At 45.6% G+C, this 20,104-nt stretch carries 23 protein-coding genes and 1 other RNA gene; 2 read left to right on the top strand and 22 right to left on the bottom strand.

The window, feature by feature from the left end; all coding sequences use genetic code 11:
- Positions 1 to 36: 36 nt before the first annotated feature.
- From ACSZLD_RS03580 to ACSZLD_RS03500, 17 genes are all read right to left on the bottom strand, one after another.
- Positions 37 to 1,170, bottom strand: a complete 1,134-nt coding sequence (locus tag ACSZLD_RS03580; RefSeq protein ID WP_444684238.1) for a THUMP domain-containing class I SAM-dependent RNA methyltransferase — start codon at positions 1,168 to 1,170, stop codon at positions 37 to 39.
- A gap of 93 nt (positions 1,171 to 1,263) precedes the next feature.
- An RNA gene (gene rnpB / locus ACSZLD_RS03575) (RNase P RNA component class B) lies at positions 1,264 to 1,648 on the bottom strand.
- 65 nt (positions 1,649 to 1,713) lie between these two features.
- Positions 1,714 to 2,097 (bottom strand): reverse transcriptase-like protein, encoded by a 384-nt coding sequence (locus ACSZLD_RS03570; RefSeq protein ID WP_377908348.1) that lies wholly within the window; start codon positions 2,095 to 2,097, stop codon positions 1,714 to 1,716.
- A 2-nt stretch (positions 2,098 to 2,099) separates the two neighbouring features.
- On the bottom strand, positions 2,100 to 2,408 hold the full coding sequence (gpsB, locus tag ACSZLD_RS03565) for a cell division regulator GpsB (RefSeq protein WP_377908347.1): 309 nt from the start codon (positions 2,406 to 2,408) through the stop codon (positions 2,100 to 2,102).
- Between the two features lie 54 nt (positions 2,409 to 2,462).
- The gene (locus ACSZLD_RS03560; protein ID WP_444684237.1) at positions 2,463 to 3,020 is read right to left on the bottom strand and encodes an SLOG family protein; all 558 of its coding nucleotides are present in this window, start codon (positions 3,018 to 3,020) and stop codon (positions 2,463 to 2,465) included.
- Between the two features lie 220 nt (positions 3,021 to 3,240).
- Positions 3,241 to 3,975: a 3'-5' exonuclease gene (locus ACSZLD_RS03555; RefSeq protein WP_444684236.1), complete on the bottom strand. Its 735-nt coding sequence runs from the start codon at positions 3,973 to 3,975 to the stop codon at positions 3,241 to 3,243.
- A gap of 2 nt (positions 3,976 to 3,977) precedes the next feature.
- Entirely contained in the window at positions 3,978 to 5,891 is a 1,914-nt protein-coding gene (locus tag ACSZLD_RS03550; protein WP_444684235.1) for a DUF294 nucleotidyltransferase-like domain-containing protein, read from the bottom strand.
- 12 nt (positions 5,892 to 5,903) lie between these two features.
- Positions 5,904 to 7,082, bottom strand: a complete 1,179-nt coding sequence (locus ACSZLD_RS03545) for a ribonuclease H-like domain-containing protein (protein ID WP_444684234.1) — start codon at positions 7,080 to 7,082, stop codon at positions 5,904 to 5,906.
- A complete protein-coding gene (locus tag ACSZLD_RS03540) occupies positions 7,079 to 9,358 on the bottom strand; it encodes a DEAD/DEAH box helicase (RefSeq protein WP_444684233.1) in 2,280 nt (759 codons plus the stop codon). Before ACSZLD_RS03540 ends, ACSZLD_RS03545 begins: the two co-directional genes overlap by 4 nt.
- A 136-nt stretch (positions 9,359 to 9,494) precedes the next feature.
- Entirely contained in the window at positions 9,495 to 10,043 is a 549-nt protein-coding gene (locus ACSZLD_RS03535; RefSeq protein WP_444684304.1) for a polysaccharide deacetylase family protein, read from the bottom strand.
- Between the two features lie 64 nt (positions 10,044 to 10,107).
- Positions 10,108 to 10,902, bottom strand: coding sequence for an STAS domain-containing protein (locus ACSZLD_RS03530; protein WP_444684232.1), 795 nt, complete (start codon positions 10,900 to 10,902; stop codon positions 10,108 to 10,110).
- Entirely contained in the window at positions 10,871 to 11,554 is a 684-nt protein-coding gene (locus ACSZLD_RS03525) for a cobalamin B12-binding domain-containing protein (protein ID WP_377908338.1), read from the bottom strand. Before ACSZLD_RS03525 ends, ACSZLD_RS03530 begins: the two co-directional genes overlap by 32 nt.
- Before the next feature lie 110 nt (positions 11,555 to 11,664).
- Entirely contained in the window at positions 11,665 to 12,573 is a 909-nt protein-coding gene (locus ACSZLD_RS03520; RefSeq protein ID WP_444684231.1) for an alpha/beta hydrolase, read from the bottom strand.
- 2 nt (positions 12,574 to 12,575) lie between these two features.
- Positions 12,576 to 13,112 carry a type 1 glutamine amidotransferase domain-containing protein gene (locus ACSZLD_RS03515; protein ID WP_444684230.1) on the bottom strand — a complete coding sequence of 179 codons (537 nt, stop codon included), beginning with the start codon at positions 13,110 to 13,112 and terminating at the stop codon, positions 12,576 to 12,578.
- An 89-nt stretch (positions 13,113 to 13,201) separates the two neighbouring features.
- Entirely contained in the window at positions 13,202 to 13,786 is a 585-nt protein-coding gene (locus tag ACSZLD_RS03510; RefSeq protein WP_444684229.1) for an HD domain-containing protein, read from the bottom strand.
- Positions 13,787 to 13,985: 199 nt separating this feature from the next.
- Complete coding sequence (gene yhfH, locus ACSZLD_RS03505; RefSeq protein WP_377908564.1) at positions 13,986 to 14,126, bottom strand: protein YhfH; 141 nt, start codon at positions 14,124 to 14,126, stop codon at positions 13,986 to 13,988.
- 282 nt (positions 14,127 to 14,408) lie between these two features.
- Positions 14,409 to 15,287 (bottom strand): chemotaxis protein, encoded by an 879-nt coding sequence (locus tag ACSZLD_RS03500; protein ID WP_444684228.1) that lies wholly within the window; start codon positions 15,285 to 15,287, stop codon positions 14,409 to 14,411.
- Positions 15,288 to 15,467: 180 nt separating this feature from the next.
- Between ACSZLD_RS03500 and ACSZLD_RS03495 the strand changes: the two genes are divergently transcribed.
- On the top strand, positions 15,468 to 15,653 hold the full coding sequence (locus ACSZLD_RS03495) for a hypothetical protein (RefSeq protein WP_444684227.1): 186 nt from the start codon (positions 15,468 to 15,470) through the stop codon (positions 15,651 to 15,653).
- A 54-nt stretch (positions 15,654 to 15,707) separates the two neighbouring features.
- On the opposite strand, the gene ACSZLD_RS03490 is transcribed toward ACSZLD_RS03495, so the two are convergent.
- Genes ACSZLD_RS03490 through ACSZLD_RS03480 form a run of 3 tightly spaced genes read right to left on the bottom strand, consistent with a single transcriptional unit; the run spans position 15,708 to position 17,902 of the window.
- On the bottom strand, positions 15,708 to 16,478 hold the full coding sequence (locus ACSZLD_RS03490; protein ID WP_377908332.1) for a peptidylprolyl isomerase: 771 nt from the start codon (positions 16,476 to 16,478) through the stop codon (positions 15,708 to 15,710).
- Between the two features lie 60 nt (positions 16,479 to 16,538).
- On the bottom strand, positions 16,539 to 17,393 hold the full coding sequence (locus tag ACSZLD_RS03485) for an amidohydrolase family protein (RefSeq protein WP_444684226.1): 855 nt from the start codon (positions 17,391 to 17,393) through the stop codon (positions 16,539 to 16,541).
- Entirely contained in the window at positions 17,390 to 17,902 is a 513-nt protein-coding gene (locus tag ACSZLD_RS03480) for a YwpF-like family protein (RefSeq protein ID WP_377908330.1), read from the bottom strand. The genes ACSZLD_RS03485 and ACSZLD_RS03480 overlap by 4 nt, the downstream gene beginning before the upstream one ends.
- A gap of 99 nt (positions 17,903 to 18,001) precedes the next feature.
- Here ACSZLD_RS03480 and ACSZLD_RS03475 point away from each other — a divergent pair, with 99 nt between their 5' ends.
- Positions 18,002 to 18,775: a hypothetical protein gene (locus tag ACSZLD_RS03475; RefSeq protein WP_377908329.1), complete on the top strand. Its 774-nt coding sequence runs from the start codon at positions 18,002 to 18,004 to the stop codon at positions 18,773 to 18,775.
- Here the strand turns inward: ACSZLD_RS03475 and ACSZLD_RS03470 are convergent.
- On the bottom strand, positions 18,726 to 19,550 hold the full coding sequence (locus ACSZLD_RS03470) for a hypothetical protein (protein ID WP_444684225.1): 825 nt from the start codon (positions 19,548 to 19,550) through the stop codon (positions 18,726 to 18,728). The two genes, ACSZLD_RS03475 and ACSZLD_RS03470, sit on opposite strands and share 50 nt — an antisense overlap.
- Positions 19,547 to 20,101, bottom strand: a complete 555-nt coding sequence (locus ACSZLD_RS03465) for a TVP38/TMEM64 family protein (RefSeq protein WP_444684224.1) — start codon at positions 20,099 to 20,101, stop codon at positions 19,547 to 19,549. The genes ACSZLD_RS03470 and ACSZLD_RS03465 overlap by 4 nt, the downstream gene beginning before the upstream one ends.
- Positions 20,102 to 20,104: the final 3 nt, after the last annotated feature.

The raw sequence follows: 20,104 nt of genomic DNA, 5'->3' as shown, positions 1-20,104 counted from the left end.
AAAGGGCAGCCCGTAAGGTTGTAAACGGATTCCTCCTTATTTAGGCAGTCTCTCTCCCCAATATTGGTAATATTGTGTTTTCAAGCTGCCGTTGTAAAGCTTGCGGCGTTTCGTCGCTTTTTTTCCATAAAGCTCTTCAAATTTTTCATGTGTGGCGAGAATATACGCACTCCAGTAAGGGTATTTGCTCATAATTGCACCCAATTCACGGTACAGGTTCTCAACGTATGGCAGATCCTGCATTCGTTCGCCGTACGGAGGGTTGCCAATCAGCACACCTTTCTCACTCTTCGGTGAAAAGTCGCGGAAGCTCATCTGTTTGATATAAATCTGGTCAAAGAAGCCGGCTTCTGTCGCATTGTATCGAGCCAGTTCGACCATTTTATGATCGATATCAGAACCGATAATCTCAAATTTCGCGTCGTAGTCAGCCAAATCTTCTGCTTCTTCGAGCGCCCGCTCATATAGCGCGCCGTCATACCATTCCCATTCAGAGAAGGCAAAGCTTCGGTTCACTCCCGGGGCAATATTTTGAGCGATCATGGCTGCCTCAATTGGAAGAGTCCCGGAGCCGGTAAAGGGATCATGGAACGGAATGTCCGGATACCAGTTTGCAAGTTGAATTAAGGCCGCAGCAAGCGTCTCTTTAAGCGGTGCCTGGTTATGACGGGTCCGGTAGCCCCGGCGGTTCAACCCTTCTCCGCTCGTATCAAGCGTTAGCTGAGCCGTATTTTTATGGAGCGCAACCTCCACGCGGGTCATTGGTCCAGTTTCCTCAAACCACTCGATTGGATACACCTGCTTCAGCTTTTCGACAATGGCTTTTTTCGCGATTGCCTGACAGTCTGAAATGCTGAATAAATCCGATTTGACACTACGTCCAAGTACTGGAAATTCAGAATCCTTGCTGATAAAATTCTGCCACGGCAGTGCTTTAGTCTTTTCAAAAAGTTCTTCAAAGGATCGTGCTTCAAATTCGCCTACTAAGAGCTTGATTCTGTCAGCAGTTCTCAGCCAAAGATTTGCTCTGGCAATCCCAAGGGCGTCTGTTTCAAAGCGCACCCTCCCGTTTTCAATCGATAAATCTGTAAAACCAAGCTTCTTTAATTCTTTAGCAGCGAGGGATTCCAATCCCATCGTTGTCGTTGCAAGCAGTGTGTAAGTAGTCATGCTTTTCCTCTCCCGATCTGTAGTTATCATTTGAAAAAAGCCTCCACGCTGTATGCACGTGGAGGCTGACATTCCGTAAAGACACCATCTGTGTTCTGTAAGCCATGTTCTGTACACCGTACTGCAAACGGGAGTCACCCTCGTACCGGTGTGGTAATCATCTGTCTGCACTGCCAGAAGCAGCGCCTTCTGATCCGTTTGATTCCTTCACAGAAGTGCCCCTACCAAATTTTGGGTTTCTCACTCGCGGGGTTTACCTCGTTCCACCTCTTTCGTTTCCAAAAGAGCTTCGTCACTGTGGCACTTTCAAGAAGTTTCTGCCGTATCTGAAACAGACGTAGGCATTCCTTCTGCCGTCAGCCTTAAACAGGCTGCCCTGGCTTATGGTTTCGCCAGGCGCGGACACTACAGCCGTCTCAGGCTGTGCGAGCATGGACTTTCCTCTGTTCCTGTTAAGAAACAGCGATCACCTGAACACAGATGGACGTTGAAAACAACGAAACTAATCATATCACAAATTAATGCCCCTGTATAGATACTGCATCACGCTCTAAGCGCTTTTCGGGCCAGTGCATCTGCCTCCCCGTTTTTACTTGAAGGAATCCATTTAACGAAAACATGGTCAAATTGTTTGGAGCTGGCATCAATTGCTTTTAAAAGCGAGTTAAATGATGGATTCTTTGCATAGTTTTTTTCGAGCGAATCGACCAGGATTTTAGAGTCCGAGCGAATCGAAAGAATGGATACATCAAGCTCCGTGCAACGTTTGATTGCTTCCAGACACGCATGAAACTCCGCTTCATGATTGCTCATCACCGGCAACGGCACAGCATAACGGTAGTGCTCTTTTCCGGCTTTAATATAAATTCCGGCTCCTGATGGTCCAGGATTCCCGGCTGTTGCTGCATCGATATAGACTTCCGCCATCATTATTCGTTCAGCTTGCTCCCGAAAACGTGCTTTTCAAGATTGGAAAGCCGGCGTAAAATATCGTAGTTTGTATTTCCAGCAGCAGGCTGCGGCTTGGACTGAACACGGGATTCAGTTCGAGCCGGCTGGGCATATTTCGCTTCCTCCAGGTCTTTCTCCAGCTGTTGAATATGTGTCTCAAACGCTTCATAGTCCTTGATGATTTCATCGAGAAACTGATCCACTTCGTCCTGATTATAGCCTCTCATGCTGGTTTTAAATTCTTTTTCATAAATATCGTTTTTAGTCAGCTTGTTTTTTCGCTCCATATAGGTCACCTCATTACCGTAATACTCTCATTTTTTCAGACATCCTGCTTTCTGTCAATTCCAGTCATCCAGCTCGTCCCGAACAGCATCTTCAATGTCGTCAGGGGTGATATAAATAACCGGATATCCATCCTGCTCCTGTCTTGCCTCTGCTGCTTCAAGATAGAACGAAGGCGTGCCGGGCTTTTCTGTGTCGTATAAAAGCAGCATTAAGTCTGTCTTCGCTACAATAAACTGGTTCTTTTGTTTTAATTGTGCCGGAGACTCATAAGGTCGCTCTGTAATCCAGGCCTGATAATCACTTTCTTGCCAGACAGTCTGATACAGCTCTTTTACCGCTTCCTGATAGCGCTCCTCCTGCTGCTGAAACGGAGCTAGCACAGCAAGCTGAATATGAAATCCGTCTCTCTTCATGTCGATGACGGCTTCGCCTGCCCAGAGTTCAACTCCTGCCTGACCGCTTATCACGACCCATTCCACGCCGTATTCATCTACTGCAGCTTCTATCTTTCTGCGCAGCGCCTTTTTTAAGAATGGCAGCTGCTCGTGACGTTCATTGAAAACGCCGATTTCGTGAGGCTTATAGCCGCTGATTGCCATAGATACTGCCATCTTTACCTCCATTTCCAGCTGGTACAGCGAGTAAATGAAAAGCTGCTCCGAAGAATCAGAATTCTACGAAACAGCTCATGCATTACTGAAAAAATACGACTGTGCCACAAATCACCGCAAAAAACATCGCTACTAATACTTTCGGCATACTCTTCTCTCCCTGCTGCTTGTTAACCACTATATATGTTAGCCAATAATAAGCAGAAAAGCAATACTGTACTTACCTGCGTCGCCTCTTTTTCTTCATCATGGATTCATGCACGAGTGTCCCAATGGAATTACACCCTTTCACTTCTGCCTGATCAAGCAGCTTTTCAAGAACCTCTGCGGTAATCACCGCATCATTAAGTGCATGGTGACGCCTGATTACAGGCATATGAAAGTGCTGAATGAGGCCGTCGAGACTGGCATCTGCATCAGGATAAAGCAGCCGGGCTGCATGAAAAGAGTCAAGTACATAAGGCCTTAAAACCGGGAGCCTCCAACGTCTGCAAAGCACCTGCAAAAACCGGACATCAAAGCTTGCTGGATGTGCAGATAAAAAACTTCCCTGCGAGAATCGAAGGAACTTAATAAGCATTTCCGGGAATACCATTCCGTTTGTCTTTATCTGCTCGTTATCGATACCCGTTAGCCCCGTGATCGACTTTGGAATTGTTCGGGCAGTCTGCACAAGTTCATAAAACTGATGATTTGGCTGGCGGATCGGCACAGCTCCAATGGAAATGATGTCATCTCCAAGAAATGGATAAAACCCTGTAGTTTCCACGTCAAACACGACAATATCAGCGCTGGAAGGGGTGGTCGTGAAATCCGGCAGCACCTGATTAAAGCGGATCACGCTGTTTTTTGCTTCCTGCATTGTCTCAGGATTTGCACGCGCCCAATCGTTCCGGTGTTTTAAAAACGGCTTGACGGAAGCTGCGGTCGAGCGCAGGGCGTGAAACCATGTCATGGCTAAATCCCCCTGCTGCGCTGAAAACTTAATTCACTCATCTGCTGCATCCGTTTCGCTACAATGAGCGCTTCCTTCAACTGGCGCCGATCTTCTTTTTCCAGCTCCATCGGAGACAATTCATTAGACAGTGGTCTGTCATGCTTGAGCTGGAAAATATTTCTGCGAAGACGGTGGTACAACAGCACATCCATTGCCAAGCGAGCATTCTTTACGTCGCGCGGATGAAAGACTTCCAGTTTTTCCAGCTGATCGAGTCTTGCGGAAGTTCCCGCCTCTTTAATCCCGTACCGGATTGCAAAGATTCGCACACCATTCACGATCTGCATCAGCGCCGATTTTTTTAAATCGATTGTCTTTTGTTTGCCTTTAAGCGTCAGCCTTCCGAACGTATTTACAGGAACTCGAAAGCGGATCGTATCCTTCATTAAGTAAGCGTGAAGCAGGCCTGCCTTTTGTATTCGCTCGGTAATTTCATCACGCAGCGATTCTGCAAGCGTAAAATCTCCGTACACCGGTCGGTAATCGATAAAAATGGTAAAATCACGAACTTCTTCCGCATCGCTCTCCTTTGCCCAGCGGTAAACTTCGCGCTTCCACTCATCTATTTCCCTGCACCAACGCCGTTCTCTGGCCATGATGCCGCCAGGGCATTCAGGAAATCCAGCTTCAACGAGCGCCTGATTTACTTTGCCGGCAAACCGATGAAAGTAATCCTCTACTCCCCGCCAATTATCTAAATGTTTGTAATTATCCAGGATAAGTCCGTTATCCTGATCACTGCTGAATGCTTGTTCTTTTCGTCCCTGGCTTCCCATAACGATAAAACAGAATTCAACCGGCGGGCTTCCGTACCCTTCTTTTTTCATTTGCTGCAGACAGAGCTGAATCATTCTCCGATGTATTTGGTCATTGTAGCTGGAAATAAATTCAGCCACTTCTGTCGGGTGCGTCCGCTCCTCAAGCAGCGCTTCTGTAAATTCGATAAACGAGCGGTGATGGTTGGGTGATACAGAAGCCGCATCACGGATGGTTTTCGCATGCTGAAGCGTATAGGATAAATGCAGATAGTGTGAATCCTGCAGCTGCAAAAATGATTCTGCTGTAAGCATACCTGCCGGTTTCTCTCCCCGCATTACCGGAACGATATCGACATAATCATCCTTAAAGAAAGTCAATACTTCATAAGAAAAGGCATCCTCTTGAATGGTAACCGGCTGGTCGTCCATCCAGCGTGAAACTTCTTCCTCGCGTGCCCCGTGGAGCAGCCCGCGAATCACCCTCTGCTGCGTTAACACACCTACAATTTCGCCGCGGCGGTTTGTGACAATCAGCCCTGCCGCATGATGCGAGGCAAGCAGTGTGGCGGCTTCATCAAGCGCCAGCTCCCGTCTGCATGTCAGCGGCCGCTCCATGATGGCATTCACCCTTGTGCGGAAAAGTCCAATATTTTCCCGGTCTCCTGCGCTTCGTTCTTTCTTTATTTCATCATAAAGTGATTTCATCCTGTCTCCAATGTTAGACAAAATGACTTCACTAAATGTTTCGTTTTCTCCCATTAATTCCAGCAGAACTTCACGCCTGATTTTAATCGTGTCACACGTTTCCAATGCCTTTACAGAGAAATTCATGCTTCCTCCTGCGAGCAGAATCATGACACCAATTAAGTCACCTGGATAATAAAACCGAACCGAGATATCTTTCCCGTCTTCCCGGTGTAGTATATTTTTCGCAAGTCCGCTTAACAAAAAATGAATTTCAATTTCTTCCTCGTCTTCGCGAAAAAGAAATTCATTTACCTCAAAAGAGCTTCTGACCGTTCTGTCTGCTATCCGCTGAAACTGCTCGTCTGACAGCAAATCGAATGGAAATGATCGTCTCATCATCGTCGTTTGTTCATTTAAAGATTGATTCATACGCGCTCCCTTCTAATACGATGCACCGCTGCGTTCGATCCTTTGACGCCGCTTCAACAGTTTTGCAGTAATGACAGGCTCCGGATTCAGCTGAAGGCCTTTTTGCACCGCTTCGTATGCAGCTTTCGTATTTTTCAATCGTCTTTCTTCGATCTTCGCCAGCTCTTCATAGTGCACGGCTGAAGGACTTGGAAAGCTTCGAATAAGTGCTGAAGCCTCCTCATACTGCTTCATTCGCTGCAAATGCTTCACCTTTGGAAGCAGTTCTTCAGCAGGCAGATGAATAGCCGGAACTTTGTGCCAGAATGGAGCTGCTTGCTCCGGATGCTTCAAATGATCCCACCAGCGAGCGCTTACAGAAAGTTCTTTCGCATCGGCAGCTCTTTTAGGAAAGAGCACTTTTTCAGCGAGAAGCACATACAGCTCCGCCAGAACCCGCACATCATGATCGTGGTGGTCGACAACTCCTGCGAGCTGCAGGGGATCTCCCTTTTCCAAATAATCAAAATAAAGCAGTGGTGCGAGACTTCCCGGCGTATCGTTTGTTCGCTTTTGCTGTAAAATATGTTCTTCGATGATTGATAATCTGCAGGATGGCAGGCGATCTTTCCAAAACCTTCTTGCAGCATGCAGCAGATCAATATGACCGGCTTCAGGGAGTAATGGTAGCCTGTCTCGTAAAAAAGCATGCCTTGATTTTACTTGCGGCCAGTCAAATGATTTTCCATTATAAGAGACAATAGTATCTGAAGCAGAAAAATCGTCTAAAAAACCTGCTAAAAAGGCCTGTTCATGCTCAGGCCCAGTCAACAAATGCTGCGTGACTTCCAGCGTGTGATCGACAAGACGGGCATATCCAATTAAGAAAATTTTTGTGCCAGCACCAGAGGCCAGCCCGGTGGTTTCAGTATCGAAAAACAGCAGGCTTTCCGGCTGATCGTGAAAACGAAGCGGATGAGCGTGGTGATGCAGCTCCTGCCATCTGCGGTGCACTGTCTTCATGCGAGTAACGAGAGATTCTGATACCGGATACTCCCGCTTTCGCCGATAGGAGACCTCCCCGTCCAGATAGAACGGATAAAATCCGATGGATGAGAAATCCGTTTCCTGATCCGGTATCACCGTCCGATGTTGGTCGGATCTGTCTTCTATTCCGCTCTTCATACGCTTCAGCTTATGTTTTAGCTTCATTCCAGTCCCTCCATCAACTTCCACATTACGTCTGCCAGGCGCTTTTTGACATTCCAGTCTTCCATTCCCTGTGTTCCCGTACAAGCAGGGCAACCATGACTGCAGGGACAGTGATCCACATAATCAGCCGTTTTCGACAGAACGCGCTCTGCCTGCTGGAAAATCTTCTGAGCAAGACCGATGCCGCCAGGATAACTATCATACAGATAAACGACCGGTCTTCCTGAGTGAACAGCTTTTACTTCCGGAACGGCATGTATATCGCGTTTATCACACATAACATGAACGGCTGCAACGTGAGAAAGAGCATGACAAAATCCTATCAGCAGCTGCTCGATTTCTTCGTCGTTTAAATCATCGAAAAATTCCGGTTCAAACTCCAGCATAAAACCGTTTGTATGAAGCTCAAGCTCCGGCAGATGGATCGGACCCGACCCAATATTCTCATACGTATCAAGCTTAATTTTTTTGAAAATTGTTGCCATCGCAGTTACCATAACATCTCCATACTGCATGGAACATATTCCGGTATCCCTGTTCTCATCTATGTCGAGGACGGTAAGCTTTACGGCTAAGTTGGCGTCAGTGAAATAATCGACTTCCACTTCCCGGACGTATGCTTTTTTTTCATCCCAATCGAGAAGTTCTACCTGATGCTGTACCCCCTCATGAAGGTATACCGCTTCATCGTGCAAAAGCGTCATGGCACTGAACGTATCCATTTCGCCGATTACTTGCGGTGTGCCTTTTTTCGTACGGTCAATGATTACAACGTTTTCCTGAGCAGCGGAACGGAGGCTGATCTCGTGAGCCGGAAATGCATCACTCATCCAATGCCACGTGTCATGACGATGATGGAGAACGCGCATTTCCGTCAAATAGTCCAGTAATTCAGCGGTATCTTCAGGCGTAACATCATCAAATCCTTCCGCTTCTTTAAACGGCAGCTCATAGGCAGCACATTTTATATGATCAGAAAGAATGATGAGGTTATTCTTATTGATTCGCGCCGTCTCGGGCGTATGATCAAAAAAATAGTCCGGATTTTGGAACACATATTGATCGAGCGGGGATGCGCCGGCAACCATGATTACAACCGACTCTCCCTGTCGCCGGCCGGCCCGGCCTGCCTGCTGCCAGGAAGAAGCAATCGATCCCGGATAGCCTGTCATAATACACACTTGCAGCTGCCCGATATCCACACCTAGTTCAAGCGCATTTGTTGAAACAACCCCTATCGTTTCTCCGCTCCTTAGACCTTTTTCAATTTCCCTTCGCTGACTTGGAAGATAGCCGCCGCGATATCCTCTGATCGACTGTTTTAACAGATCGTCCTTGATTAAATGCTGGAGGCGGCTCAAAATAATTTCAACACGAACTCTGCTTCTTGCGAAGACGATTGTCTGCACCTGATTTTTCAAAAATTCTGACGCCAGATCATTAACGACTTTCGTAGCGCTCTTCCGTATATGAAACTGTTCATGTATGATCGGCGGATTATAAAAAATAATATGTTTTCTCCCGCGCGGGGCGCCGTTGTCATCAACGAGACGGAAAGGCGAACCTGTCAATTCTTGCGCAAGCTCTACAGGATTAGCTATTGTTGCAGATGTACAGATGAATGTCGGACTGCTACCGTAATAAGCACAAATTCGTTTCAATCTTCTTATCACGTTCGCGACGTGTGAACCGAATACTCCCCGGTACGTATGCAGTTCATCAATGACGATTGTTTCAAGATTTTCAAATAACGAGATCCACTTTGTATGATGAGGCAGCACCGCAGCGTGAAGCATATCCGGATTTGTGATGACGACATGCCCTGCTTTTCGCACCTTTTGCCGAAGTCCGGCCGGTGTATCACCGTCATACGTATAGCAGTTTAATCCATTTTCCAATTCATCTGCGAGTTCGTTTAATTCAGTCATCTGATCTTGAGCGAGCGCTTTTGTCGGGAATATATAGAGCGCTCTCGCCGACGGATTCATATGGAAACGCTGTAGGACCGGTAAATTATAGCAGAGCGTTTTTCCCGAAGCAGTCGGCGTAACCGCTACGACATTTTCTTTGTTGGCAGCAGTATCATATGCCGTTCGCTGGTGACTGTAAAGAGACGTCACTCCGCGACGGTGCAGCCCATCTATCAGGTGCTGTGGCAGCTGATCTGGAAACGAGCTGTACTTCGCTTCTGTTTCTTCCATCGTATGCCAATACTCTACTTGAGGATCCAGCTTCAGCTCAGCGAGCAGATCCTGGAGATTTTTACGAAACATCATCTTAACGGTTCCTTTCCTCTGTAATAAAAAAACGGACGTCAACACTCGATTTTCTTCAGTGTAACCGAATATACGTTTGGACTGCAACAGCAGCCTTTCGTACAAAACAGACCCGATCCATGAAGGAACGGGTCTGTCAGAAAAAAGGGAGCTGGTCAGATCTGTTGAGCAGCTGCTGGCCGTTCGCGCGCAGCGCTTCAATTATACCCGGCAGCGCTTGAACGGTTACTTTCTTTTCGTGAAGCAGGATGATGGAATTCGGTTTTGCTGCTGATGCTCTGTCTACGATCAACTCTGCGTTCATCTGCGGATCCCAATCATAAGAGGACGTGTTCCAAAGGATCGTTTCCAACTTTAATTCCTCAGCAGCGTCACGAACAGTTCGGTTCAATTTTCCATATGGCGGCCTAAAATAAGTGACAGATTGTCCTGTCAGGTTCTCAAGCTCCCGCTTTCCAGTACGTAATTGGTAGCGCACGCGGTCAGGGTGCTGTTTGGTCAGATCAATATGATGATGGGCGTGTGTTCCAATTACGTGGCCGGATTGGAGTACCTTATCAAATGGACGCTTATGATGCAGGAGATGCCCCTGCCAGAAAAAAAGTGCCTTCACATGATAGTGATTCAAAATGGAAACGATCTCTTCTGTCTGCCTGCCTGGACCATCGTCGAACGTAAGCAAGATACAGCCGGTATTCCCTGGAAGGGTGCTCCACCCTTTTTCCGCTTTGAAGTTGACCTCAACTCCATCAGAGACGATTCATGGACTTTGATTCTGCTTCATCCTGAGAGAGCTCCTTTCCATCTTCAACTTGAAGCCATTGACGCACCGCTTCTTTAGCTGAACGCTCGACTTCGAAATTCAGCTCCCTCCTGTAAGGAAGGATTGTTCTTGCATGAGCAGGATGCAGTCCAATGACTACTGTCGAAATACCGAGCTGTTCCAAAATCAACAAAAAGTCACGAAGTTTTCCTACTGAAGAGCGATCAATGATGCCTACCCCTGTAAAATCAATTAACAGACGCTCCGGCTGCGCGAGATAAGTGCGGCTTAATACATTTGCCTGTATAGCCTCCAGCTTTTCTGATGATAAGTCACCAAAGAGCGGCACTATACCAAGATTTTCAGTAAGCTCAATAAAAGGACCGGACAATTTGTTAGACCGTTTAACTGCTTTCGACAGACTCTCACTCTTTTCGAAAAGTTCAAAATTTGTTTCTGTCAGTCTGCTCTGAAGCTTTTCAAGTTTGTCAGCGACCTGCAGATAGTTGTTCGAAGCAGGCACCAGAAGCACGCTCCAGCCTTCCTCTATTTTTGAAATAAAAAGTTCAAATAAACGAATGCCTGTATCTGTCACTACGTTCAGCTCCGACCGTTCAATCGATGCTTCAAATAAATAGCGGCACTTTTTAAGGCTGCCTTCATCAGCCAATGCATCAAAATAAGCCGGTTTTTTCGAAAAAAAGCGGGACGGATCATGCATCTCAAGTACGGCTAACTGCTTATTCAACTTAAATAACGGAAGTGGTATTAGATTGTTCATTCGCTTCATCCCGTCCAGTTCTCTCAGTAGTCTTAAACCACGCCGTAAGCTCATGTAAATCTTTTAAAAACGTCGTTTTTGCTGCAATTGCTGAAAAGTCGAATTTCGAAACGAGTCTCCCGCCTACAAGAATATCTGCCCCGTTGGACTGCTTATGAAAACCTTCTAGGTACCTGCTGAGCTCCTCAGCCCGGTAACTCAAGGAAAACGAAAGACCAATCACCGACGGGTTCCATCTCGACGCTTCTTCTAAAGCCAGCTCCACGGGCAGGTCGGACTGCAGAAATTTAACATTCCATCCGCGTTCCCGGAACAGAATAGACACCATTTTTAATCCAAGGTAGTGCTTCTCGTTCTCCATTGAGAAAAACAAGGCCTTTGGATCCGCGTCTATCTGCTTCGACTGACTGACAAGCTCATATTCCAACTGGGTTAATACAAAATCACACACCCCAGTGGCAAGGTGTTCCTCCGCTACCGTGATATCCCCTTGCTCCCATTTGTAGCCGATTGTATACATGCTAGGTGTAATAAGATCTTGAAACAAGGCGAGGCGGCCGTTTTCTCTTCTAACATCACGGACGATCGAAAATGCAGCCCCATGATCACCGTCCAGCAGAGCCTCTGTAAATGCTTGTGTTTTATTATTCATGAGGGGGTCTCCCTCCTTGTTGGATAATAGTCATGCAGCCGCATGATGCAACTGATGTTTTATAAGTCTATCATACAACAGCACCCGATTCTACTGGACGTGTACGAAGGTTATTTTAAAAAGTCATGTATTAGTTTCCGGATGTGAGTATCAAGGGAGGCAGACTCATTTAGCAGCTGGTGACGGCCGTTTTGGAGCAGGACAATATCCGGCTTTTGTATTTTCTGCTTAAAAAAACGCATATTTGTTCTCCAATCAACTGTGGTATCTCTCATACCCTGTAAAATCAGGACGTCATCCTGATAAACCGGCATGTTATCCATGTCACCATGCCAGGCAGCAAGAGCCTGCAGCCAGCTGTTATAAATCCACCTGCCTTGAAGCGGATCTCGTTTAATAAATTGATTGTAAACCCGATCACCTGAATTTTTTTTAAATCGCCTTTTCTGACGGCCTTTCCATTCAGGCAGGACCTTCAGTGCCCGCCTGGCCGCTTTGTAATTAAACGGGAAATACAGCGGTGCAGCCAGTACGAGGCGGCCCAGCTGATTTTTTTGCGATTGAGCTGCCTGCATCAGGATAGAAGCACCGGTACTGTGTCCAATGCCTGCTGCTGGATATATGCCTATATCTCCAGAACAAACAGTTGCAAGCTGAACCGCTTCAATATAATCATCAAACGTCTTTATTGTTCCGCGATGGCCTGCTGACTGACCGTGTCCAGGCAGATCTATCGCAATTACACAGTAGCCAGTCGCTACAAGCCAGTTAATAACTCTTGACAACCCGCCAGTGTGATCCAAAAATCCGTGTACGACGAAAATTGCAGGGTTGGAGTGCACTCCAAACACCTGCATGAAAACCGGATGCTTTCCCGGGGTATACCCGCATCGGTAATACATATCATCAGCCGGCAGCTGATAATAGTCTAAATAAGCTAAAAGCGCCGGATGATGACGATGCGGACATTCCTCTTTCAAACTAAGATTTTTCTGTGCAATACTGCTGCCGTCGTACACGCTCAGGTAGACCCCTTCAGTTCTTTCAGCTTGTCGACGAGTGCTTTCCCGTATGCCGGTAAATCCGGGGGGCGCCTGCTGGAAACCAAGTGACCGTCAACTACAATTTCTTCATTTACCCATTCAGCACCTGCGTTCATCATGTCATGCTTAATTCCCGGTGTACTCGTTACTTTTTTACCACGGAGAATATCTGCTGAAATGAGTACCCAGCCTGCATGGCAAATTTGACCGATGAGACGGTTATGGTTATTCATAAACGTAACCATATCCAGTACATCCTCATAACGTCGTAATTTATCAGGCGCCCATCCTCCTGGAATCAGTATTCCATCATACTCTTCGATTTGAATCTGCTCAAATGAAAAGTCAGACTGAACCGGAACCCCGTTTTTTCCGATATACGTCTTTTCTGCTTCTTTACCTGCGATGTGGCAGATTACACCTTCCTCCTGCAACCTGTAATGCGGATAAATTAATTCGGAATCTTCAAAGTCATCTTCTATCACGGTTAGAATTTTAGTCTCTTTTAATACCACTTGTTTTTCCTCCCTTTATAAATACGTTTTCTCATTTTCCTTACCCTGGTTTGCAGCGGAACTAACGTCCGCATCTTTATTAAGGAAAGTTAAAGTTGCATATCCTGATAAAGTTCGTCTAAAAACCGAACAAGGAAATCATGCCGACGCTCAGCCTCTTTTATGGCGGTTCTTGTATGAAGCGTGTCTTTTATTTTCAGTAATTTGTCGTAAAAGTGCTGAACTGCACTTTGTCCATCTCCAGTTAACCGGTGGCCTCGATCTCCGGCAAACATGAAGCACCTGGCTATCCCAATCGCACCGATGCTGTCCAGGCGGTCCGCATCCTGTACAATTCGTCCTTCAATTGTTTGAGGTTTACCGCCTTTCGAGAATGAAATTCGTACACATTCCGACTGGACCTCGTTTAATAAATCGGTGATAGTAGGGAATTGCGCCGTTAACTTGGAGAAAGCTTCCATGCCGGAATCAACGTCTAATTTGTGATCACCAACATCGTGCAGGATCGCAATCAATTCTGTCTTCTGAGGTAAGCCGTCTTCTTCCAAGCATATTTTCATTGCTGCATGATGCACACGTTTCGTATGTTCAATATCATGTCCGCTTGCATCGTGCTTAAAATACGTATCAGCTGTATGCCAGGCTGCGTCAATTAGACTGTTCGTGTAAGGCATTAGTCAACTCCTGCGTCGTATTATGTAAATAAATTGCTGTCAGCATTTCCACTTAATAATTTTCCAGTTACAACGTGAATGTATCCGTTCATTCGATAAAACATTGGTATTTTGTAAATTGTACCAGAGTTAGTTCTGCTGTAAACAAAAAAAGCTCCCGGCATGCCGGAAGCTTTTCACGGGTATAAATGATAAAGCCTTATCGTGCTCGAGCAAACGTCATCTCCTGGTCACACTCATCGCACTGCTGAACGTAAGACTCGTGCATCTCATCCAGCTGGTTTCCACACTTTGTACATTGCTTCGGGGGCAGGTTTCTGAAAAACTCAACGCTGGACATCATCATAAGGTAATCCCTCCAATAATTTATGTTATTTGTATTGTATTATAACAGAATTTAAAAATCAACCCCTTTTATATAACATTTTTTTAAAAATAAGTGTATGTTTTTACGATTCCAACCCTGACGGCTTATTTAAGCCGTTCTCCCTTATTGAACTGTTACAAAACAGTTGTTTTCTGAACGTCAATCTGTGTCAGCTCCATTAAAAAAAGCAGAAGCCTATTTATAAGGCTTCTGCGGACATCAAAAATGGTATTGGTTTTATATGAGCGAAGAGGATCACACCTTCTCTATAACCAGCAGATCATTTACAGCTCCGATCAACTGATTTATTTCCGGTTTACTGATCTGTGCATCTGCTCCGACTGCTTCACCTTTATGAAACAAATCTGTTGAAATCAGGGAAGAAAAAATAATAACCGGCAGTTCCCCATGCTCCTTCACCTTTTTTGTCAAATGGTGTCCATCCATTTCCGGCATTTCTATATCTGTGATCAGCAGCTGGAATCGGCTGCTGTCTTCCTCCAGGAGGTCCCATGCTTTTTTGCCTGAAGAAGCGATTGTAAGGCGGCTGAATCCTGCGCTTGATAACGTATCTTTCAAAAGCCGCTGCAGCATCGAAGAATCCTCCGCTATTAAAATCGAAGCGTCTGCGCTCGCCTCTGCTGCTAAATTGTCTGGTGCTCCGATAAAGCCTGTTGAAGGGAGAATGTCATGAACGATACGCTCATAATCGAGCATAAGAATCAGTTTTTCGTTCAGTTGAATAATTCCCGCAGTCATTTGTTTATCACCGGATTCAAGTTTATCCGGACTTTCAATCTGTTCCCACGATACCCGGTGAATGCGGGATACAGTCGTTACTCGGAATGCGGCCTTTCGATTATTTAACTCTGCAATAATAAATTTACTTTCTGATTTATCATGTTGGTGGTTTCCAAGCACCTGTTCAAGATTGATGACGGGGATAATTTCTCCTCGTATATCCGCAATACCTTCACAATCCGGATGGCTGTGCGGAAGCGGCGTAACTTGTTCCGGCTGAAGTATCTCCCTGACTTTCATAACATTTATACCATACAGAGCTCCTGCCGCCTTAAATACAATTATTTCCAGCTCATTCGTTCCGCTTTCTAAAAGTATATTAGATTGTGTCATAACATCCTCCTTCGATATACTGAACATCTAGTTGTCTCAGAGTTTATATCGGAAGAATCATCTCACATTTTAAACTTTATACGCAGTACTTCAGCTGCAGTTTGGAAAATGACGTTTGATTTGGAACCCATTTCATTTTATAATAGTACAGACTCGAGAAAAAATTGGAGGTAGGCATTCATGCTCAGTAAACTTTTTCCATTTAGCCTTACATTATTCATTCTCATGCTTCTTCCTGCTGTAACCGTATTCGCAGAAGAAAACGGGGAGGGCGGAACAGGATTTACGGAAATTATTTTTACGATCGTCGGTGTAGGAGCTATTGTTCTGTTTATATTTTATATGTTCAGAGACAACGCAAAATAAAACTGTACATACGGATAAACCCGGACTGCCGCTTAGACAGTCCGGGTTTTAAGATTAGCCTTCAAAAGGTTCAAGTATTTCCACATTTTCGATAATGACATCTTCTTGCGGCATATCTGCCCCTTCTGTCTCTACAGATGCGATCTCATCTACTGTATCCATCCCGGATACTACATGACCAAACACGGTGTGACCTCCATCTAAATGGGGTGTGCCGCCTGCTTCAAGATAGTATTGAACTCGTTCTTCAGAAAAACCGCTGCCTTCAAACATTTCCTCTGAAAGTTGATCTTGGTCAGCATGAACAATGAAGAACTGGCTGCCATTCGTGTTAGGTCCGCTGTTAGCCATGGATACTGCCCCTTGAAAATGGGCAAGCGATTCATCAAATTCGTCTTCAAATGGCTCTCCAAAGGCACTTTCCCCACCTGTACCAGTACCGGTAGGATCTCCTCCCTGAATCATAAAGTCTTCAATTACCCGATGAAAAATGATCCCGTCATAATAATCATCCTCGGCAAGGGTGAAAAAGTTCTCAACTGCCAAAGGCGCCTGCTCCGGGAAAAAGACTATTTCTATATCTCCCAATGATGTTTCCAGAACAGCACGAGGATGGTCTGCCAGATCACCATCCATTTGTGGCATTTCAATGGATGCTTCTTCAAGGTTTTCCTCTTCCTCTTCTTCCGCTTCCTCAGCTTCTGAAGCGGTCTCCTCATTGCTGTTCGATTCATTGATCTCATTATTCTCTGTATTATTGTTATCCGCGCCTCCGCACGCAGTTAAAAAAATACTTAAACTTAATAATCCCACTGTACGTTTCATCCAGCATCTCTCCCTTCAACGTCTTATTTTACTGGGAGGGTGCAGGAAAGACAAGCGGTTTTATACAGACTTCATTTTCGTAAAGACTTTTTTTGCATTAGCATAAAACACTTTTTCATGATGTTCCTTCGGGATCATAGATTTGATAAATGAAATGTATGGTTTCATAGGTACAAGAGGCCAGTCTGAGCCAAACAGCAGCTTGTCGTAGCTGTCAGCAAATGCAAGTGCATGCTTAAAGTGGTCGAAAAAATGCGGGGTTTGTACAATTCTCGTGAGCTCTTTTTCATCCCCAACGATAAGACCGGATAAATCTGCATAAACGTTTCGATTTTTATAAACTACTTCTGCCCCATCCAGCATCCACGGGTCTCCAAAGTGAGCTAAAATAAATGTAACGTTTGGATGCCTGACGGCGACTTCATCTATAGCAATCGGATGTGCATATTTCAACAGTCCTTTTTCAGAATACGTATCTCCTGTGTGAAAAACGACAGGTACCCGGTACTTTTCAGCAAGTTCATAAATCATGCGATACCTGCTATCCATCGGATCCACGTAATAATACCCTAAATAAAGTTTAATGCCGACTGTTTGAGGATGCAGGAGTTCTTTTTCGAGTCGCTTTATTTCAGACGGTGTCATGCGGTGCGGGTTCACTCCGGCACAGGAATAGACGTTCGGCAAAGGACGGCTCAGCATATTTAATCGCATCGGGGTTGCGGCATCTGGATCGGGAAACCCATCGCCGCCTTCCAGCTCTTCCAGCCCCATACCGATGGCTGCAGAGATACCAGCCTCCTGCATTTCTGATTCCAGCCCTTCGATCGAATAGTGAACGTGTGAGATCGTCTTCGCTGTTTTCAGAAAACGATCAATGTACGAAAGATGAATGTGGGCATCGATGATTTTCACAACCGGTCTTCTCCGGTTTTTTCATCCTCCAGCCTCGCCTGCTCGTAAGCATTGGTGAGCACACCTTGTATGGAGCGCCCGCGATCCTTCTTACGTTTTCTAAATTCATTGTACAGCTCTTCACCAGCGTATCCTTCGTCCAGAAGTGTGCGAAGCAGCATATCAGAAAGATCTTCTTTCTTTGCAACAATTTTACCTTCTATATGAACTACAATGCTGTCATTCAGTTTAAACACATCACGGATCATACAGTACACAGTGGCAGGATCATTTGTTTTTTTGGTAATGGTTACTTCCGCCATAAATCGTGTCTTATCTAAACGATAGCCTTCGAAAAACGATTGCAGACTCACATCTGTTACGGCCTCAAGCAGCCAGTTTTTGTCAGCCTCTTCTTTATTTATAATCAATCCATCGACTAGCGGGATGTGCCGGCCCTTAACGGTTTCGCCTTCCTCCGGAGGATTTTCAAATAAAATAGTCATGGAACAAAGCCGGAATGTTTTCATACAAAACACCGTCCTTATGAAGAAAATAGTTTTTGCTTGCCGGTCTTGTAACGAAGCCAGCAGCTTTTTACAGTCTGCCAGGTTAAAGGAGTGATATTCATGTTAAGGAAAGCGGATATTTACTTTGATAACAACATACAACAAGCGAAGCCGGGCGATCATTATATTGTGCGCATCAACCAGGACCCGCAGTCATTAAGGCTGACCCCTGCATCATTAACGCACGTATGCTCGCATTACAATGTCGTCGTGCTTCACTTAAACATATCGACTAACGATGCGTTTCAACAAGGCACCAGCGTCAGTCGAACAGCTTTCCTGTATGAGCTGTTTCTTCATGCAGCTGAACCGTACGGCACTGATGTTCAAGTAGCTTCTGCAAGCTTACCGAAAGAAAAAGCTGCAAAAAAGCACGTCACTTCCGTGCAGACGTGGTTTGAGAAAACAAAAACTCCTGCATCGTATTTATCGAGAAGCTACTTTACGTTTTTACCGAAGCTTTTTCACTCGTTTATTCTAACGAAGCAGCACGAAAACACAGTTCTCATAAAAATGTTTGGGAAAACAATGCTTCACTTGGAGCATGATCCAACCCCGTTCTCCCCAGAAGTTGATGCATGGATCGTAAAAGGCGGACTGCTTTCTCACAGAGACAACCGCTCCAAAGCCCGTCTTTGGTTTATGAGATCGGATTTGAAGCCTGGTTTAACATATGCAGCAATCACTCACTTCCAACCAGCCATGCCGTGGATGCTTTACAAACTCATCCAGGCTCCGCTTCATCAATTCGTTATGAAGCAGTTCGCTGAAAAAAGATACAGACTCAGCCGTCGTTTCCGACGGGATCCGCGTCACTCATCAACTCCGAACTAAGAGCATTTTCTAAAACCGGCCGGAATTCATCCAGTTGAAAACTTCCGGCCGCAATTGCTCCTGAGCCGGCCGCATAAACAGGAACAATACTCCTCTCTAATTTAAATTCACCAGGGTCCTGAAACAAAAATGGGAGGCCGGCTCGCGATAACTGCTGCCGGGATTGCACTGCCATCTTATCGCGGTGATGCGTCCAAGGAAACTGTGATAGTTGATAGAAGCTGTACACAGCACCGGCTGCCGGGATAATTGCTGCGACAGGCTCATCAAACAGTAGCACGCCGCTTCCTGCTGCAAGAATTCCTACGGATGCTATAAAGGTGCCTAGAATCATCGTATGATCGACTGCATAACCTTCTCTAACAAGGTCCTCTTTGATTAGTTCCTCGTACCGTTCCAGTTGAAGACTAAATTCACCACGACGCGATTCATCTGCCAATTGGAAGCGGATGTCATCCGGCGACAAGCGGCCATCTGTCGCGTAAGAAAAAAGCCACTTCAACAAAAACGTTTCGTGTGCCATTCCCTGTTTCGGACGAGAAGATTGTAGAAGGACAGCGCCCGTTCCAAGCTGAACCGGTACAATCCACTGCCGCTTTTGCAAATAGCTGAGCATGTCCATTAATGCACGTGCAGAATGGGTTTTTTTATAAGCCTGCACGTACATAGCCGGGGTAATACGCGGACCGGGACGAAGCTGTTGTTTGGCTCGGTAGAGCACGATAACAGGACTGATGGCTACCATAAGACTTACTGCTGCGTAAATCAGGATCATACGAATTGCTCCTTTCTCCGGTCTATAAAAAACAAGACAACAAAACCAGCTGCAAACAGCACATAACCAATAAGGTAAAATACAAACATGTCAGTGTTTCCAATCCAGACAGGAGCTGACAGCAGCGACAGCATCCAGACCATTGATGCATTCCCCACAAGCGTTGAGAAAAAATAAGTTCTCTTCGATATTCGGGAAACCGCAGCCGCTGCAGAAATAAGGTTACTTGGCATAAAAGGGAGGCTTCTCAGCAAAACAATGCCGTAAAAGGAATACGATTGTATCAGTCTCTCTGCGCGGGCAAACCTGCTCCTATTATTTCGCCAGAAACGCTCATAATACCTCCCGCCAAATTCATGCACAATTGAGAAGCAGAGCAAGGAACCGGCAGCTGTGCCGGTCAGGCTGTAAAAAAAGGCTTCGGGAACAGGAAAAAGAAGAAGATGCACAGCAATAATCACGATAACTGGGAAGAGTGTAAACAATTGCTGAACAATAATGAGCGGAATGGTTAACAACAAAAAATAATACCGATTCGCTTCCGCCATCATGAT

This window comes from Alkalicoccus luteus (assembly GCF_052061695.1).
Taxonomy (GTDB): domain Bacteria; phylum Bacillota; class Bacilli; order Bacillales; family Salisediminibacteriaceae; genus Alkalicoccus; species Alkalicoccus luteus.
This window is presented reverse-complemented; position numbering and strand designations above follow the sequence as displayed.

Bases quoted from the DNA above. Each gene is read 5' to 3' on its own strand.
- ACSZLD_RS03580 (WP_444684238.1), bottom strand. From the start codon at position 1,170: ATGACTACTTACACACTGCTTGCAACGACAACGATGGGATTGGAATCC.
- ACSZLD_RS03570 (WP_377908348.1), bottom strand. From the start codon at position 2,097: ATGGCGGAAGTCTATATCGATGCAGCAACAGCCGGGAATCCTGGACCA.
- gpsB (WP_377908347.1), bottom strand. From the start codon at position 2,408: ATGGAGCGAAAAAACAAGCTGACTAAAAACGATATTTATGAAAAAGAA.
- ACSZLD_RS03560 (WP_444684237.1), bottom strand. From the start codon at position 3,020: ATGGCAGTATCTATGGCAATCAGCGGCTATAAGCCTCACGAAATCGGC.
- ACSZLD_RS03555 (WP_444684236.1), bottom strand. From the start codon at position 3,975: ATGACATGGTTTCACGCCCTGCGCTCGACCGCAGCTTCCGTCAAGCCG.
- ACSZLD_RS03550 (WP_444684235.1), bottom strand. From the start codon at position 5,891: ATGAATCAATCTTTAAATGAACAAACGACGATGATGAGACGATCATTT.
- ACSZLD_RS03545 (WP_444684234.1), bottom strand. From the start codon at position 7,082: ATGAAGCTAAAACATAAGCTGAAGCGTATGAAGAGCGGAATAGAAGAC.
- ACSZLD_RS03540 (WP_444684233.1), bottom strand. From the start codon at position 9,358: ATGATGTTTCGTAAAAATCTCCAGGATCTGCTCGCTGAGCTGAAGCTG.
- ACSZLD_RS03530 (WP_444684232.1), bottom strand. From the start codon at position 10,902: ATGAACAATCTAATACCACTTCCGTTATTTAAGTTGAATAAGCAGTTA.
- ACSZLD_RS03525 (WP_377908338.1), bottom strand. From the start codon at position 11,554: ATGAATAATAAAACACAAGCATTTACAGAGGCTCTGCTGGACGGTGAT.
- ACSZLD_RS03510 (WP_444684229.1), bottom strand. From the start codon at position 13,786: ATGCCTTACACGAACAGTCTAATTGACGCAGCCTGGCATACAGCTGAT.
- yhfH (WP_377908564.1), bottom strand. From the start codon at position 14,126: ATGTCCAGCGTTGAGTTTTTCAGAAACCTGCCCCCGAAGCAATGTACA.
- ACSZLD_RS03500 (WP_444684228.1), bottom strand. From the start codon at position 15,287: ATGACACAATCTAATATACTTTTAGAAAGCGGAACGAATGAGCTGGAA.
- ACSZLD_RS03495 (WP_444684227.1), top strand. From the start codon at position 15,468: ATGCTCAGTAAACTTTTTCCATTTAGCCTTACATTATTCATTCTCATG.
- ACSZLD_RS03490 (WP_377908332.1), bottom strand. From the start codon at position 16,478: ATGAAACGTACAGTGGGATTATTAAGTTTAAGTATTTTTTTAACTGCG.
- ACSZLD_RS03480 (WP_377908330.1), bottom strand. From the start codon at position 17,902: ATGAAAACATTCCGGCTTTGTTCCATGACTATTTTATTTGAAAATCCT.
- ACSZLD_RS03475 (WP_377908329.1), top strand. From the start codon at position 18,002: ATGTTAAGGAAAGCGGATATTTACTTTGATAACAACATACAACAAGCG.
- ACSZLD_RS03470 (WP_444684225.1), bottom strand. From the start codon at position 19,550: ATGATCCTGATTTACGCAGCAGTAAGTCTTATGGTAGCCATCAGTCCT.
- ACSZLD_RS03465 (WP_444684224.1), bottom strand. From the start codon at position 20,101: ATGATGGCGGAAGCGAATCGGTATTATTTTTTGTTGTTAACCATTCCG.